This is a genomic window from Marinobacter sp. THAF197a (assembly GCF_009363275.1).
Classification (GTDB): Bacteria; Pseudomonadota; Gammaproteobacteria; order Pseudomonadales; family Oleiphilaceae; genus Marinobacter.
The window spans coordinates 3,076,731-3,089,347 of record NZ_CP045324.1 but is presented as its reverse complement, the minus strand read 5'-3'; the positions used below and the strand labels follow the sequence as shown (position 1 = coordinate 3,089,347).

Below are 12,617 nucleotides of genomic sequence, written 5' to 3'. Positions count from 1 at the left end.
TCAGCGCTTCTCTCCCAGGCTTTCCAGATGGTAACCGCCAAAGCCTGTCGTGTCGGCTAACATGTACGGCCTGTTTGTTCGTGTTCAGCCAATGGCGGTGGGTAGGTTCTGGTTATGGCCAAGAGGTCTTTTGTTCGCAAATCGTTGCGTCTGGTGGCGATGGCGCTCGGTGCCGTTATCGCACTGATGTTGCTGGCTATTCTGCTGTTCCGCTTTGTGAACCCTCCCACGTCGGCGTTTATGCTGGCGTATCAACTCGATAACCCGCCCCGGCCGTTACGGCATGAGTGGGTGCCGCTGTTGGATATCTCTCCGTGGATGCCGCTGGCGGTGGTGGCCAGTGAAGATCAACGGTTCCCCCACCATCGTGGCGTGGATGTGGATGCTATCCGTAAGGCTGTGTCGGAGTACAAGGCGGGGGAGGGGCTGCGGGGCGCCAGCACAATTACCCAGCAAACCGCCAAGAATCTGTTTCTGTGGAACGGGCGCAGCTTTGCTCGCAAGGCCATTGAGGCGGGCCTGGCCGTGACCATCGATGGCCTCTGGCCCAAGCAGCGAGTGCTTGAGGTGTATCTGAATATCGCGGAATTCGGCCCGGGTATCTACGGTGTGGAGGCGGCCAGCCAGGCCTACTTCGGCAAGCCGGCACGTTATCTTTCCCAGGCCCAGGCTGCACGCCTGGCCGCTGTTTTACCAAACCCGAAGGTTCTGAGTGTGAACTCTCCGTCGGCCTATGTGCAGGAAAGGGTCGACTGGATTCAACGGCAAATGGCCCAGCTTTCCGGGCTGCGGTATCTTGAGGGGCTGTAATAGCCGGCTGCATCGCAGTCGGCTAATCAGTCCCTGCAATTTTTACCGGTCCAGGTACTGTGACAGGTGGAGTGCAAAGCTACCGTTGCTCTCTGCACTGTAGCCGGCGTAAAGCTTGTTGCCATCAATGGCAACGCTGCCGGTGGTAATCTGTACGTTGCGATCTACTTTTGATTCCGCCACGCGGCTGCCATCGCTTTCGTACTTGGCATTGAAGCCACCACCGACGATAAACAGGTCCGATCCTTTCAAGGCCGCATCTTTAATGATCCCGTTGCGCGATGTTTTATTCCAGACGGTCCGGCCGGCACTGTCGAGTTTGACGATGCGATGGCCGTCAGCGTTGGAGGCCGTCAGCAGCAGGTCGCCACGATAGTCCTCAAACACCAGGGCTGGTCCGGGCAAGCCGTAACTCTTGTAAGCCGCGCCGAAGGTTCTGGTCCATAGCTTGTCGCCTGCCGGCGTGTAGCGGGTGATGCGAGCACCGCCGTTGTCTGCCAACAGATTGGTGGCCACGATGTCGCCATTCATGGTGAAGATGACTTCGCCGGCCGGGTACTCACCGGTTACACCGGTTTGCTGCCAAAGTTGCTCTCCGTTTGCGTTGAACAGGCTGACAGCCTGGCCGCTGGCAATGACGAAATTACCGTTGGCACTGGCGGTTACCGAGTGCGCGGTATGCTCCGGATGCTCGACGCCCAGAAGCGGCGTGCCTTCCAGGTTGAATACCTGGGTGTTGGGCCCGGTTACGTAAAGCTTGTCATTGTTAAGAGCCAACGCGCGCATTTCGCTGCTGTCACTGAGCTTATAGCGCCAGCGTTCGTTGCCATTGGCATCAGCACTGATCAGCCAGGCGCCGGCGGACGACGTATTTTCATCGAGAACCTTGAACTGATTGGCGAGGATGTACACGTTGTCCTGGCCATCAATAACCATGGCAAGGGCGCTGTCGTCACTGCGGTAATCACCGGTGGCCAGATCGAAATCGACCGCCCAGAGTCGCTGGCCGTTATCGGAATAACGGACAAGCAGAATATCCTGCACTCGATTGGCGAGACCGGTGCGAATGGTTGTACCAGCAACCATCACATCACCAAAACTGTTGACCGAAAGATCCTCCAGCCAGGTCAGGCGATCAGGTTCGACGTTGGCTTTGTGGTTATACAGGGCGGTCCACTCGGGCTTGATGGTTGCGGTACAGGCGGCGATCAGAACGAGGGAGAACAGAAGGGTAAGGGTTTTCTTTCGTGCAATAGTGCGCATAGAACAACACTCCGTTGTATCAATAGATGTCCATGGGTTACTGCGCTCACGGAAGCGATGTTGTTCTTGGATTGGCTTGGCAAGCAGGCGTGAGAAGTCTATGGGAGGGAATTAGGTAATACACACTAGGTTGAGCTGCACCACCAAGCCGATAGTTTTCCCCACTAAACCGGTGCGACGCCGAAGGCCCATTGATGCACCCAAAGCACCATCACAACATACGCGGAAAGACCACCGACCACGGCTATAGCGTCGTTTGCTTTGGTGGCAGGAAGGGTTGCGATAGGCCGCTGTGTTCTGCGTTTCATGGAGATTCGGTCCGCAATCGCCCAGGCAAGGAAAGAGCCGAACAGAAGAACATCATGCAGCATGCCGTTGGCCAGAAGGTGGGCCAGCGCCCAGAGTTTGACCGCAACGAGCATCGGGTGGCCGATCTTCGCCTTGATCCGGCCGGGAAAGTAAGTTGCGAGAAGTAGTGGGAAAACGGGGATCAGGAGCAGCAGCGACACGTGCCTTAGCCAGGTGGGCGGCACGTAAAGGACGCTGGGATCAAGCCGGGCAGCGCCGTAACCCCATATGATCAGCAGCAGGCCGGCGAGAGAGGCGAGGGAGTAGAGCCCCTTGAATGCCGCCTCCCCCAGAGACGCATGCAGTCGGTCCCGCAGCGGTTCATTCACGATAGACAATGAGTGAACGCCCAGAAACAGGACCAGTCCCAGTATCAATGTTGTCATAGGCTTTCCTCTCCTTAGCCTTTCGAACGCTTCACCCGCTCTCTGTGAAGCGTCCTATTCCCGACAGACCTGGATAGTATAGTCACCTATGCGCGAACTACGAGTTGATAAACCTTTGGCGTCAGCTCGCCACCTTGGTAATGGTACCTTGAGCCACGGCGATCATCCTCTCTTCGCCGTTGTTCGTTGCGACGATCTCGCACTGGCACACAGCCTGGCGCTTGCCAGAGGAGAGTACCCGAGCCTTGGCGATTAATCGTTCCCCAATGGCAGGGCGAAGGTAGTTGATCTTGTATTCGGATGTGACTGAATCCCCCAAAACCGAACCTCCGGCATAGGTCAGCGCATTATCAGCGAGGTAGCTGACCACTCCGCCGTGGACAAAACCGTGCTGTTGCTTGAGCTCTTCTTTCAAAATCAGGCTCAGTTCCGCTTTGCCCGGCTCGAATGCTTTCAATTCAGTGCCCAATAGAACACTGAACGGTTGTTGTGCCAGGATTTGTTTGCCAAATTCGAAAAGCTCGCCCATGGCGGGTTCCTCCTGTGCTGTGTAACGCTCAGCGGGTATGTTTGATGTTCATATCGATCAGGGCATGAAACACCTCCTGGCCAGAGGTATCCGTTACAGAGACAGGCACCCTGATTGTCCCCTCCTCAGACCAGTCGAGGGTGGAGCCATCAGCGGTCGCGGTGAGGTCTGTTTTGGCCTTCTTGAGATATTTGACGGTCATGCCAGAGGGAATCCAGCGTGCCCCCTTGGGAATCGAGGCGTCCGTGAGCAACCCGCCGGCCAGTTCCGCCATGTTGCACATGGCAATCGCATGAACGGTTTTCAGATGATTGGTGACCTTTCGGCGTTTTTTCATGGTGACCACGCAACGGCCCGGGGCGAGAGTCTCCACCGTTGGTGAGATGCTGGAAAAGTAAGGTGCGGTCTGGCAGACCGCGCGGCTGAACAGGGTTTTGCCCATGGGCAGACGGCTAAGCCGGTTGTAGAGGCTGACAACATTCATAATGCATTCTCCTGCGCTAGAAAAGGGCGGTCAGGAGATAGTGCCAACATTTGGAATTTATTTCTAGAATAATATTCTAGCTTTTTGACAGGACTCGCCAGGCGGCCTCTGCAAAGAGCATGGCATGTTCCGACGGCGGCGTTGGTACCCGCCCGGCCAGCCAGGCCCGACAGTAGTTCTCAGCTTGCCCAAGAAGTAGGGAGGCATAGGTTTCCCGTGGCAGGGATCGAATGTCGCCCTGGCTTTGGCCCTCGGCCAGCCAACGGTGTATCACACCGTATTGCTCACGGTTCCTTTGCGTCAGTTCCTCTCGGTAGGGGCCTGCTGCCACACTGGCCCGCGCCAGAAACATGAAGCGAGCAAGTTCCGGTTCGTTGGTAACCCAGTCCATATAACGGGTAACCAGCGCTTCAATAACCTGTCGAGTGGTACCTGCGGCTTCTATCTCTGGCCATACGTTTGCCCTGTGATCGTCCAGGGCTGTGAAAAACAGCGCTGCGGCCAAGCCCTCTTTGTTGTGAAAATGGTGGTACAGGGTGCCGACACTGGCCCCGGAATGCTGGCGGATGATATCAATGGTGGTGGATTCAAGGCCGTGCTCAAGAAAACAGGTCAGCGCGCAGCGAAGTATATGGCGTTTGTTGGCTTTGCGGGCACCGGGTAAAACCCGGTCAAAAGCGTCCAGCGGCATGGGGTTCTCATGTCATGGTATTTAGAAGGTTATTCTAGAGAAATCTTCTGCCGGTTGTCGCGGTTTGTGGAGACGGGTTGATAACCTGATAAGGTGAAGCGGATGCAAACTGCGCCGGGGCGTCCCGACGCAGTTTGCCAGTGAGCGCGGCATCAGTCGCAGGAGCCCGCCTGGAAGAAGCCATCAGAGGTTTCTCTTACCCAGGTGTATATCCCGGAGACGGCGCCCAGGGACTCATCGCCACCAACGGTATAGTATCCACTGGCGTAGTAAGCTCTCCCTGCAAGGTCATGATTCAGGTTGGTATCGTTCCAGTTCTGGCAGGTGAACTCACCACCACCTTCGTCATCACCGCCACCGGTTTCGCTGCAGGCTGCGGGCTCTGTCGCAAACCAGAGGCCGGGGTCACCCTCATGGAGGGTGACGCTGCTCCAGGTATCGAAGGAGCCGCCAATATCGGCATTGTCACCCGTGGTCAGCGCTCTCAAGTCGGATGTTCCCCCGGCATAAGCCCTGCCTGCCGTAATATGGGCACTGGGTGAGGTGGTTGCCTGTGCACAGGTTTCAGACGGAACGTTCGGGTCTACAACCGTTACGCCCCGTTTTTTTATGGTGGTGTTATTGTCACTGTCGGTCGCCGTGTAAGCGCACTCGTACTGGCCAGCAACTGCGGTATTCACGTCGGAACAGTCGGCGTTGACCACCAGCGAACCGTCTTCAGCATCTTCGGCGGTAGCGCCCGGATCTGTAAACGGTGTGTGGATGTCCACAACCATAGGGTCGTCGCCAATCAGGGTAATAATGGGGGAGCCCTCAGGTTCCGAACCGTCTCGGCTATGGCGGTTGAAAAAGTCCCAGATGATGTCGGGATAGCTCGGGCCAACCCGCACCGACCATTTCCCGTTATTACCGTTCGCCCCTCCAACCCAATAGTGACCGTGATCGGTGTCTTGCAGGTTCGGAGTGGACAGCGGGCCATCCAGGTAGACAGTCTCTACAATCGATCTTGAACCGAGGGTGCCATCCTGTGTGTGGCGGGTATGGATGCAGTCGTAGTTGTTCTGGAAGTAGGGCGAGCAAGCCGTTACAGACGCTTGGGTGGTGGCTGGTGTATCAAGGCCTGAGGTGCCAAAAACCTGCAGGTGAGCATCGCGGGTATTATCGGCTGCTGTTTTCAGTACCGTACAATCGTTCTCATTCTGTAGCACAAGCAGTGGAATTGGATAGCTATCATCCAGTTCGCTCTGCATGTCTGAAACAACCCGTGAGACACTGTTAAATGTCGCGCTGCCCGGACACTGTCCGGATAACGAGACAGAGGCGGCATCCTCGCCATAAGGTAATCCCGCTGCCGGCGCGGCAGCTGCCCAGTATTCGTTATGGGTAACGGCGGCCACCGTCGTCATTGCGCCACCTGAGGATAGGCCGGTGATGAATCGTCGGTTGGGGTCGATGCTGAAACTGGCTTCCACCGCCTTGGCGATCTGGTGCAGGTCTTCCACCTCGCCTGCGCCCTCGTGGCGATGGTGCTCGAACCAGAATCCCCAGCAGTTTTCGTTCCGGAGGCCGTCATAACTGGTGATGAACGGTGCCACCAGGACAAATCCGTACTCGTCGGCGGCTTCGGTCAGTCCCCAGTCGTTCAAAACGTCGTTATTGGTCTGCCTGCAGCCATGCAGGGCCATCACCATTGGCGCAGGAGTGGCGAGGTTTTCGGGTACGTAAACCTTGTAGTCCCGGGCCCGGGATTGGCTGTATCCCTGTTGGGGCAGAGTGTAGGAGTACGTCTGACCCGCTGTAACAGGAACGCTTTGAATAAGAAGTGCGGCAGAGGCGACAATGGCAGGGAATACCGAGTCGGCCCTCCGTAAGTTGAAGGATAATGGCATAACTGACTGCTCCTTATTGGATTTGTTTTTGGCTCAGAATCTCAAGGAAATATCGTGCCATGTTTTAAATTTTTGATTTTTATATGAAATTCAGATATTCAGTGATGGGTGTTGACCGAACTTCCGGACAAGGTGTCTGATTAGCAGGACACTGGGAGCAATGGTGACAAGCCACTTTATTTGCGGTATTCCGCTCAGATTGAGGCGCCTATGGATACGAAGTGGTATCTGGTATTTGCAGACTTGTTACTGGTGTTTCACACCCTGTTGGTTGTGTTCGTCATCTTTGGTCTGGTGGCTACCCTGGTCGGTTACTTTCGCCAGTGGAATTGGGTTCGAAATCTCTGGTTCCGGCTGAGCCATCTTGTGGTTATTGGTATTGTCGTGCTTCAGGCCTGGCTTGGCGTGCTGTGCCCGCTGACGATCTGGGAAAAGGAATTGCGGGCAAAGGCCGGGCAGGGTGGTTATGAGGGCTCGTTCATTCAGTACTGGCTGGAAACCATTCTGTACTACAACGCGCCGGACTGGGTTTTTATTCTGGTCTATACCCTGTTTGGGGCGTTGGTTGTGGCAAGCTGGTTTCTGGTAAAGCCCCGACGCTGAAAGCAGTATCAGGGTTGCAAGGTAAACCGCTCAGTAACGGTATAAACGGAGCCTCCCGGCCCTGGTGTGCTCTTATAAAGTACGAAGTCTTGAACCGGCATCAATCCAAACAGGGTGCCTTGGTGGCTTTCAAGCAGCGAGGCCACCGAACCCGCCGGGTGTCGAAAACGGCTAAGCGTGATATGCGGTTTGAAGCTCGGGTTTTCGAGTGTGAACCCGTTGTCGGTCAACGCGGTTGCCAGGTTTTTCTGGAGTTCTCTGAGCGCGTTCTCTGGTGATACACCCGCCCAGAGAATCTTGGGCTTTTCCGGAGAACCGAAACACCCCAGCCCCTGCACATTAAGCTCAAAAGGCGATTGGGTAACTCCCTTCGCCAGATCACGGGCCACGGCCACCTGCTGATCTTCTACCTGGCCAAGGAACGCCAGGGTCAGGTGCAGTTGCCCGCGGCTTTGCCAGCGGGCTCCCACCACCTGTGTTTTGACTTGCAGGAGGCTCGTCTTGATGGCCTCGGGAATCTCAAGCCCGAAAAACAGCCTTGGCATAACTCGTTCAGTAACAGGAGTTGGGGGAGGTGTCCGGATTAATCTCGCCGGCCACTTCCTCCGGGTCAATGCCGTGACTGACCAGTACCTCCCGGACGAAGTTCACCTGGGCCAGAATGCGGTCGGCATCGTCGCCGTATTCGTAGCGGTTAATCTCGACCGGCTGGGGCATGAAGGTGAACGCGGTTTTCAATGCCGTCAGGGTGTCTTCGTCAGTCATCAGTATCCTCCAGAGTGAGGCGGCTCCAATTGGAGCTGCATTGGTTCATCGCGTTTGTAATCAGCTATATGAGCGGATTTCAGTGTCCTGTTGTTGGATGCAGCACGTCAACCCGGAATCGCATCCGGAGATTCCGGCAGTACCTGTCCACCATCAACAATGATTTGCTGCCCGGTGATGTAGCGGGCCTCCTCGGAGGCCAGGAAGCAGGCGGCGTGGCCGATGTCTTCCGGGGTTCCCAGCGTATGGGTGGGAATGGCGGCACGCATCTGGCTGAGGTATTCCTCTCCCTGCGCCTGAAGACCTTCTGTCAGCACGTTACCGGGCATCACCGCGTTGATGGTGATGCCGCTATTGGCCACTTCCAGGGCAGCGCTGCGCATGAACCCCAGTTGGCCTGCCTTGCTGGCGCCGTAATGACTCCACCCCGGGAAGCCAGTGACCGGACCGGTGATGGATGACGTCAGCACAATACGACCGTAACTCCGCTTCTTCATGGCCGCCATGGCGGCTTGCACGATGAAGAAGGTGCCTTTCAGGTTTACGTTGTGTACCTGATCCCACTGGGCTTCGGTCATCTCATCCAGATTGGCCTGGGGAAAGATGCCGGCGTTTGAACACAGAATATCCAGCTGTCCGAACTGCTTTTCAATCTCAGCAATGGCGGCCTGGCAGTCGCTCTGTCGGGTAACATCCAGTTTGATAAACAGTCCACCAAGTTCCTTGGCTACTTGCTGACCGGCTGCTTCATCAATACCGCCAATCACGATGTTGGCGCCGGCTTTGTGCAGGACCTCAGCAATACCTTTACCGATACCATGCTCGCCGCCGGTCACCAGAGCGACTCGATTTTCCAGGCTGAACATATTCTTCTCCTTGTATTCGGATAACGTGTGGTTTGAATGAAGCATAGTGGATTTGCGATGTCCCATACGTGCAAACGGCGGGAAGGGACAATGTCTCACACGTGCAGGGGGCGATATTGGACACAGATCAAGGACATGATCTGTTAGGGTGCCGGGCCTTGGACAGATCAGCTTGCTGGTCATCATTTCTGGAAAGCAAATTAAGGACTTCCTGCTGTGCATACTCACCATGAAAGTAATTCCGACCAACCCGTCTCTGTTTCACCGCGCAAAGTAAAAGCGGGGCCGCCACTGAACTGGATTTCAGGGTCTATAAAACTGCTCCGTGACAACTGGGGCGTGATTCTGCCGGCCTACCTGCTGGTGATTGTTGCGCCGGTGCTGATTCAGCTGGTTTCGTTCGAGCTGATGTTTCGCGGCAGTCTTTTTACGATGGTTCTGATCGTTTCTGCGATAGCGGTTCTGACACTGGTACTGAACGCCGGGATGATCGCCGTTTTTCACTCTGCAGCTGAAGGGCGCCCTCGATTCACCAGTTTGTTTGCTGCGTTTGGGGGGCACAGTATCTTTCACCTTGTGCTGATGTTGCTGATGATGGCTTTGGTCGCCTTGGCTATGGCATTGGTCGGTTACTGGATTGTGGGTGCAGCAGATCTTGAGCGTGCGCTGTTCGGCACCGGCTACTACGGTGACGCCATGAGTTTCGGCTTGGGCACCCAAAATTTCATGCTGCGTGCCCTTTTCGTGTTCGTCTCGGTGGTGGCGGCTGTGACCCTGTTCGCTGCGCTCTTCTGCTATGTCGTGCCGTTGATAGTGATTGCTCGTGAAGGCGTCTTTGCGGCGATTAGTCACAGTTTTCGGGCGAGTTTCAAGAACCTGTTCGTGCTGATTTTCTTTGCCGTGAATGTCATGGCACTGAGCCAGCTCTTTTTCTTCCCGTTGTTCACGATCAGTGCGTCAACGGCATCAATGAGTTTCTGGGTGGTGGCGATGATTCTTGCGGCCATAGTTTGGGGGGCAGTGCTTACCGGTGCTTATTACCTCTCATTCCGGGATGTGCTGCTGGCGGACGAGCCACCCCTTGGTGAGCCGGCTCTGGAAACTGCGGTAGCTGCATAGTCGGCGTTTGGTCAGAACAGCCCGATTTGCGGCGTTGACACGTTCACTGGCAGAGGCTCCAGCTCCGGAAGCTTTTCCCGCAGAAGCTCCGTCCAGAGTGAGGCCAGTGACACTGCGTGGCCGTTGTCGGGCATGTGCATGAAGACATAGGGCTGAGTGCCAGCCGCTACCCAGGCTGCCACCCGCTGGACCCAGGGTGCGAGAAATGCCCGGTTGGCCTCCAGGTTTGGGTGCCCTATGTATCGAATCACCGGCGGTGCGTCGCTGGGCAGGATGTGTACCGGAACCCGGGGCTTCTTGCGCTGGGCATCGACGGTTGATTCGCAGTCGGGCGTTGCCGAGAACAGCGCCCGGCTATCCAGTACAACCCGGGCGAGCTTGCGGGCCCGCAAGCCTTGATTCAGGGCACGCTCCTCCTCACCCTTGGCAAAGAACGCCGGGTGCCGGACTTCTACGGTCCAGTCCAGAACCCCCGGTGCGGTATCCAGAAAGCGCCAGAGTTGATCCAGCCGCTCCGGGCCGAAGCCCGCTGGGAGTTGCAGCAACATGGGGCCTAGCACATCATTAAGCGGCTCAATCAGCGACAGAAAGGCGTCCAGTTCATCGCCGGCGCCGTTCAGGAAACGTTCGTGGGTGATGGCTTTGGGCAGTTTGAATAGGAATCTAAAGTTGTCCGGAACCTGCTGCCGCCATAGCTGACACTGTTCTCGGCTGGGGCTGGCATAAAAGGTGGTGTTGCCCTCAACGGTGTTGAATACACGGGCATATCGCGCCAGGGGCGTGCCGCCGGGTGGCAGTTGGTTGTTCCAGTTCGGATCTTGCCATTGAGGGCAGCCAATAAAGTAGGGCAATGCCATCGCTCTTCCGTTGCTGTGCTGTGGATAAATTGATCACTTAAAGCGGGCGGATGAACCGGTTGATCAAATAACCTACGCATTCCACCAGCCCTTGTGGTTAAAGGGTTTGCACTGCCTATCCTTTCGTTCCTAACAAAGTTATCCACAGATGTTGTGGGTAAAACAGGCTGTCAAAGCTGAACTTTTCCCCTGAGTGCCTTGGTTTTGCCCTTTTTCGTTTTGCTGTCCACTCGCCGCCTTTGCGACCCCTTGGTAGGCTTGGTTGGGCGCCGGGCCTTCTTTTGTTTTACCGCTTCCTGAATGAGCTCTTTCAGTCGCTCCAGCGCATCCTCCTTGTTCAGTTCAAGAGTTCGGAAAGACTGGGCTTTGATCACGATGATGCCGTCTTTACTGATGCGCTGATCTGATAATGCCATCAGCCTTTCTTTGTAGAAAGGCGGCAAGCTGGAGTTGAGGATGTCGAAGCGGAGGTGAACGGCGGATGCCACCTTGTTGACGTTTTGCCCGCCGGCGCCTTGCGCGCGTATCTGGGTGATTTCAATTTCCCAGTCCGCCAGTTCAACGGCGTTGGAGATTTTCAGCATGGGCTTCCATTTAACTGCACAAAGTGGATTCAGGTGTTACGGTGAGCCTAATCAATTTTCAGGGGTGTGTCATGAACGTTCTGGTATTGGGAGCCACAGGCCTGACCGGTCGCCTGGTGGTGGAAAAGCTGCTGAAGCGCTCGGGGGTATCATCCGTGGTGGTGCCGGTCCGCCGTTCAGTGGGTATTGATAGCCCGAAGCTGGCGGAGCATGTGGTCGACTTTGAGACCCTGGAGTCCCGTGCTGCTATTTTCAAGGTTGATGCCCTGATCTGCTGCCTGGGTACCACGATCAAGAAAGCGGGCTCGCAAGAAGCATTCCGTAAGGTCGATTACGATTACGCCTATAGGGCGGCCAAACTAGCCAAGGCGGCGGGCGTGAACCGATTGATCCTGATGTCTGCCATCGGGGCCTCGTCTCGGTCCACGGTTTTCTACAATCGCGTGAAAGGCGAGCTGGAGGATGCGGTGCGAGGTCTTGGGTTCGATTATCTTGCCATTTACCACCCAAGCCTGTTGCTGGGCGACAGGAAGGAACACCGTACCGGTGAAGCGTTGGGGATGGCGGTAATGCCGTTGGCCAACCGCGCATTGATTGGACCACTGCACAAGTATCGGGCCATCGAGGCGGAGACAGTTGCCGAGGCGATGGTGAATGAGCTGATCGAGTCTACCGGGGCCGAAAACTCCCGAACCGCAATTAAGGTTCGGGAGTACGACGATATCCGGAGATTGGCCAAAAAGAGTTAAACGAGCTGCCCTTGGTTCAGCCTTTCGAAGCTCTTTGGAAAGAGCCTTCGGCAGGCTTGGTTCAGAGGCTTTTCGACGATCTCGGGTAAACGAATGCCCAGCGGGTTAGACTCGGCCATGGCCTCGTTGGCGATTACCCGGGTGCCCATGATGTAGTCGAACCAGGGGCGTGTTACGCACCAGTTGGCATCCTGGTTGGTGTTCATGTGATGGTCGTAATGCCAGGGAATCGCTTTTTTGCCCCACTCAGGCTCCAGGTGTGAGCGCCGGTGCACGTAAAAATAACGAGCAGCAGCATAGTAGGTGCCCAGGGTAAAAAACGGCGCTACCGGCATGGCCAGGGATGTGATAGCCGTGAGCTTGAGCAGAGACGTCACTTCATCCCGGGTGCGCCAGTTGCTCAGGCCTTCCGCGTAACCATCATCCTGGTAATCGGTGGTGCGCACGATTTTGTGGTGTTGCCAGTGGCTCTTCATGGACTTGGGGATGGGGCTGTAGCGCGGCTGTCCGGGCCTGGGGGTGCCATGCAGGATGTACTTGTGGGCGTACCATTCGAAGCCGTTGGCAAAGATCAGGGCGATGGGAAAACCAATCATGGTCTGGCCTCTTTTTGTGATTGTTGTTCTATCCTGTCATAGCTTCGGATGAATCCTTTTATTAATTTGCGCCAGGTT

General features: G+C 55.9%; 16 protein-coding genes. 4 read left to right on the top strand and 12 right to left on the bottom strand.

Annotation, left to right across the window (positions count from 1 at the left end):
- Positions 1–114: 114 nt before the first annotated feature.
- Positions 115–810, top strand: coding sequence for a monofunctional biosynthetic peptidoglycan transglycosylase (gene mtgA / locus FIV08_RS14310; RefSeq protein ID WP_152438810.1), 696 nt, complete (start codon positions 115–117; stop codon positions 808–810).
- Between the two features lie 42 nt (positions 811–852).
- Here the strand turns inward: mtgA and FIV08_RS14305 are convergent, their stop codons facing one another.
- From FIV08_RS14305 to FIV08_RS14280, 6 genes are all read right to left on the bottom strand, one after another.
- A complete protein-coding gene (locus tag FIV08_RS14305) occupies positions 853–2,073 on the bottom strand; it encodes a PQQ-binding-like beta-propeller repeat protein (RefSeq protein ID WP_152438809.1) in 1,221 nt (406 codons plus the stop codon).
- Positions 2,074–2,237: 164 nt separating this feature from the next.
- Positions 2,238–2,807, bottom strand: coding sequence for an NnrU family protein (locus FIV08_RS14300; RefSeq protein WP_152438808.1), 570 nt, complete (start codon positions 2,805–2,807; stop codon positions 2,238–2,240).
- Between the two features lie 121 nt (positions 2,808–2,928).
- Positions 2,929–3,336, bottom strand: coding sequence for a PaaI family thioesterase (locus FIV08_RS14295; RefSeq protein ID WP_152438807.1), 408 nt, complete (start codon positions 3,334–3,336; stop codon positions 2,929–2,931).
- Positions 3,337–3,364: 28 nt separating this feature from the next.
- The gene (locus tag FIV08_RS14290) at positions 3,365–3,820 is read right to left on the bottom strand and encodes a hotdog fold domain-containing protein (RefSeq protein ID WP_216646151.1); all 456 of its coding nucleotides are present in this window, start codon (positions 3,818–3,820) and stop codon (positions 3,365–3,367) included.
- 76 nt (positions 3,821–3,896) lie between these two features.
- Entirely contained in the window at positions 3,897–4,511 is a 615-nt protein-coding gene (locus FIV08_RS14285) for a TetR/AcrR family transcriptional regulator (RefSeq protein ID WP_152438806.1), read from the bottom strand.
- Between the two features lie 152 nt (positions 4,512–4,663).
- Positions 4,664–6,400: a PHB depolymerase family esterase gene (locus tag FIV08_RS14280; protein WP_152438805.1), complete on the bottom strand. Its 1,737-nt coding sequence runs from the start codon at positions 6,398–6,400 to the stop codon at positions 4,664–4,666.
- 210 nt (positions 6,401–6,610) lie between these two features.
- Between FIV08_RS14280 and FIV08_RS14275 the strand changes: the two genes are divergently transcribed.
- Positions 6,611–7,003: a DUF2784 domain-containing protein gene (locus FIV08_RS14275; RefSeq protein WP_152438804.1), complete on the top strand. Its 393-nt coding sequence runs from the start codon at positions 6,611–6,613 to the stop codon at positions 7,001–7,003.
- 8 nt (positions 7,004–7,011) lie between these two features.
- Here the strand turns inward: FIV08_RS14275 and thpR are convergent, their stop codons facing one another.
- From thpR to fabG, 3 genes are all read right to left on the bottom strand, one after another.
- Entirely contained in the window at positions 7,012–7,548 is a 537-nt protein-coding gene (gene thpR, locus FIV08_RS14270; RefSeq protein ID WP_072676572.1) for an RNA 2',3'-cyclic phosphodiesterase, read from the bottom strand.
- A gap of 7 nt (positions 7,549–7,555) precedes the next feature.
- Entirely contained in the window at positions 7,556–7,768 is a 213-nt protein-coding gene (locus FIV08_RS14265) for a hypothetical protein (protein WP_061333053.1), read from the bottom strand.
- 107 nt (positions 7,769–7,875) lie between these two features.
- Complete coding sequence (fabG, locus tag FIV08_RS14260; protein WP_152438803.1) at positions 7,876–8,634, bottom strand: 3-oxoacyl-ACP reductase FabG; 759 nt, start codon at positions 8,632–8,634, stop codon at positions 7,876–7,878.
- Positions 8,635–8,850: 216 nt separating this feature from the next.
- On the opposite strand from fabG, the gene FIV08_RS14255 reads away from it, so the two are divergent.
- Complete coding sequence (locus FIV08_RS14255; RefSeq protein ID WP_152438802.1) at positions 8,851–9,753, top strand: hypothetical protein; 903 nt, start codon at positions 8,851–8,853, stop codon at positions 9,751–9,753.
- An 11-nt stretch (positions 9,754–9,764) separates the two neighbouring features.
- On the opposite strand, the gene FIV08_RS14250 is transcribed toward FIV08_RS14255, so the two are convergent.
- Both FIV08_RS14250 and arfB read right to left on the bottom strand, forming a co-directional pair.
- A complete protein-coding gene (locus FIV08_RS14250) occupies positions 9,765–10,610 on the bottom strand; it encodes a DUF72 domain-containing protein (RefSeq protein WP_152438801.1) in 846 nt (281 codons plus the stop codon).
- A 170-nt stretch (positions 10,611–10,780) separates the two neighbouring features.
- A complete protein-coding gene (gene arfB, locus FIV08_RS14245; RefSeq protein WP_106694891.1) occupies positions 10,781–11,194 on the bottom strand; it encodes an alternative ribosome rescue aminoacyl-tRNA hydrolase ArfB in 414 nt (137 codons plus the stop codon).
- A 71-nt stretch (positions 11,195–11,265) separates the two neighbouring features.
- On the opposite strand from arfB, the gene FIV08_RS14240 reads away from it, so the two are divergent.
- Positions 11,266–11,943: an NAD(P)H-binding protein gene (locus FIV08_RS14240; protein WP_152438800.1), complete on the top strand. Its 678-nt coding sequence runs from the start codon at positions 11,266–11,268 to the stop codon at positions 11,941–11,943.
- Here FIV08_RS14240 and FIV08_RS14235 read toward each other — a convergent pair.
- Positions 11,940–12,539: a sterol desaturase family protein gene (locus tag FIV08_RS14235; protein ID WP_072676578.1), complete on the bottom strand. Its 600-nt coding sequence runs from the start codon at positions 12,537–12,539 to the stop codon at positions 11,940–11,942. The two genes, FIV08_RS14240 and FIV08_RS14235, sit on opposite strands and share 4 nt — an antisense overlap.
- Positions 12,540–12,617 lie beyond the last annotated feature (78 nt).

Excerpts from the sequence above, each read along its gene's own strand:
- FIV08_RS14280 (WP_152438805.1), bottom strand. The coding sequence starts at position 6,400 with ATGCCATTATCCTTCAACTTACGGAGGGCCGACTCGGTATTCCCTGCC.
- FIV08_RS14290 (WP_216646151.1), bottom strand. The coding sequence starts at position 3,820 with ATGAATGTTGTCAGCCTCTACAACCGGCTTAGCCGTCTGCCCATGGGC.
- FIV08_RS14235 (WP_072676578.1), bottom strand. The coding sequence starts at position 12,539 with ATGATTGGTTTTCCCATCGCCCTGATCTTTGCCAACGGCTTCGAATGG.
- mtgA (WP_152438810.1), top strand. The coding sequence starts at position 115 with ATGGCCAAGAGGTCTTTTGTTCGCAAATCGTTGCGTCTGGTGGCGATG.
- FIV08_RS14240 (WP_152438800.1), top strand. The coding sequence starts at position 11,266 with ATGAACGTTCTGGTATTGGGAGCCACAGGCCTGACCGGTCGCCTGGTG.
- fabG (WP_152438803.1), bottom strand. The coding sequence starts at position 8,634 with ATGTTCAGCCTGGAAAATCGAGTCGCTCTGGTGACCGGCGGCGAGCAT.
- FIV08_RS14265 (WP_061333053.1), bottom strand. The coding sequence starts at position 7,768 with ATGACTGACGAAGACACCCTGACGGCATTGAAAACCGCGTTCACCTTC.
- FIV08_RS14305 (WP_152438809.1), bottom strand. The coding sequence starts at position 2,073 with ATGCGCACTATTGCACGAAAGAAAACCCTTACCCTTCTGTTCTCCCTC.
- FIV08_RS14300 (WP_152438808.1), bottom strand. The coding sequence starts at position 2,807 with ATGACAACATTGATACTGGGACTGGTCCTGTTTCTGGGCGTTCACTCA.
- arfB (WP_106694891.1), bottom strand. The coding sequence starts at position 11,194 with ATGCTGAAAATCTCCAACGCCGTTGAACTGGCGGACTGGGAAATTGAA.
- thpR (WP_072676572.1), bottom strand. The coding sequence starts at position 7,548 with ATGCCAAGGCTGTTTTTCGGGCTTGAGATTCCCGAGGCCATCAAGACG.
- FIV08_RS14275 (WP_152438804.1), top strand. The coding sequence starts at position 6,611 with ATGGATACGAAGTGGTATCTGGTATTTGCAGACTTGTTACTGGTGTTT.
- FIV08_RS14250 (WP_152438801.1), bottom strand. The coding sequence starts at position 10,610 with ATGGCATTGCCCTACTTTATTGGCTGCCCTCAATGGCAAGATCCGAAC.
- FIV08_RS14285 (WP_152438806.1), bottom strand. The coding sequence starts at position 4,511 with ATGCCGCTGGACGCTTTTGACCGGGTTTTACCCGGTGCCCGCAAAGCC.
- FIV08_RS14295 (WP_152438807.1), bottom strand. The coding sequence starts at position 3,336 with ATGGGCGAGCTTTTCGAATTTGGCAAACAAATCCTGGCACAACAACCG.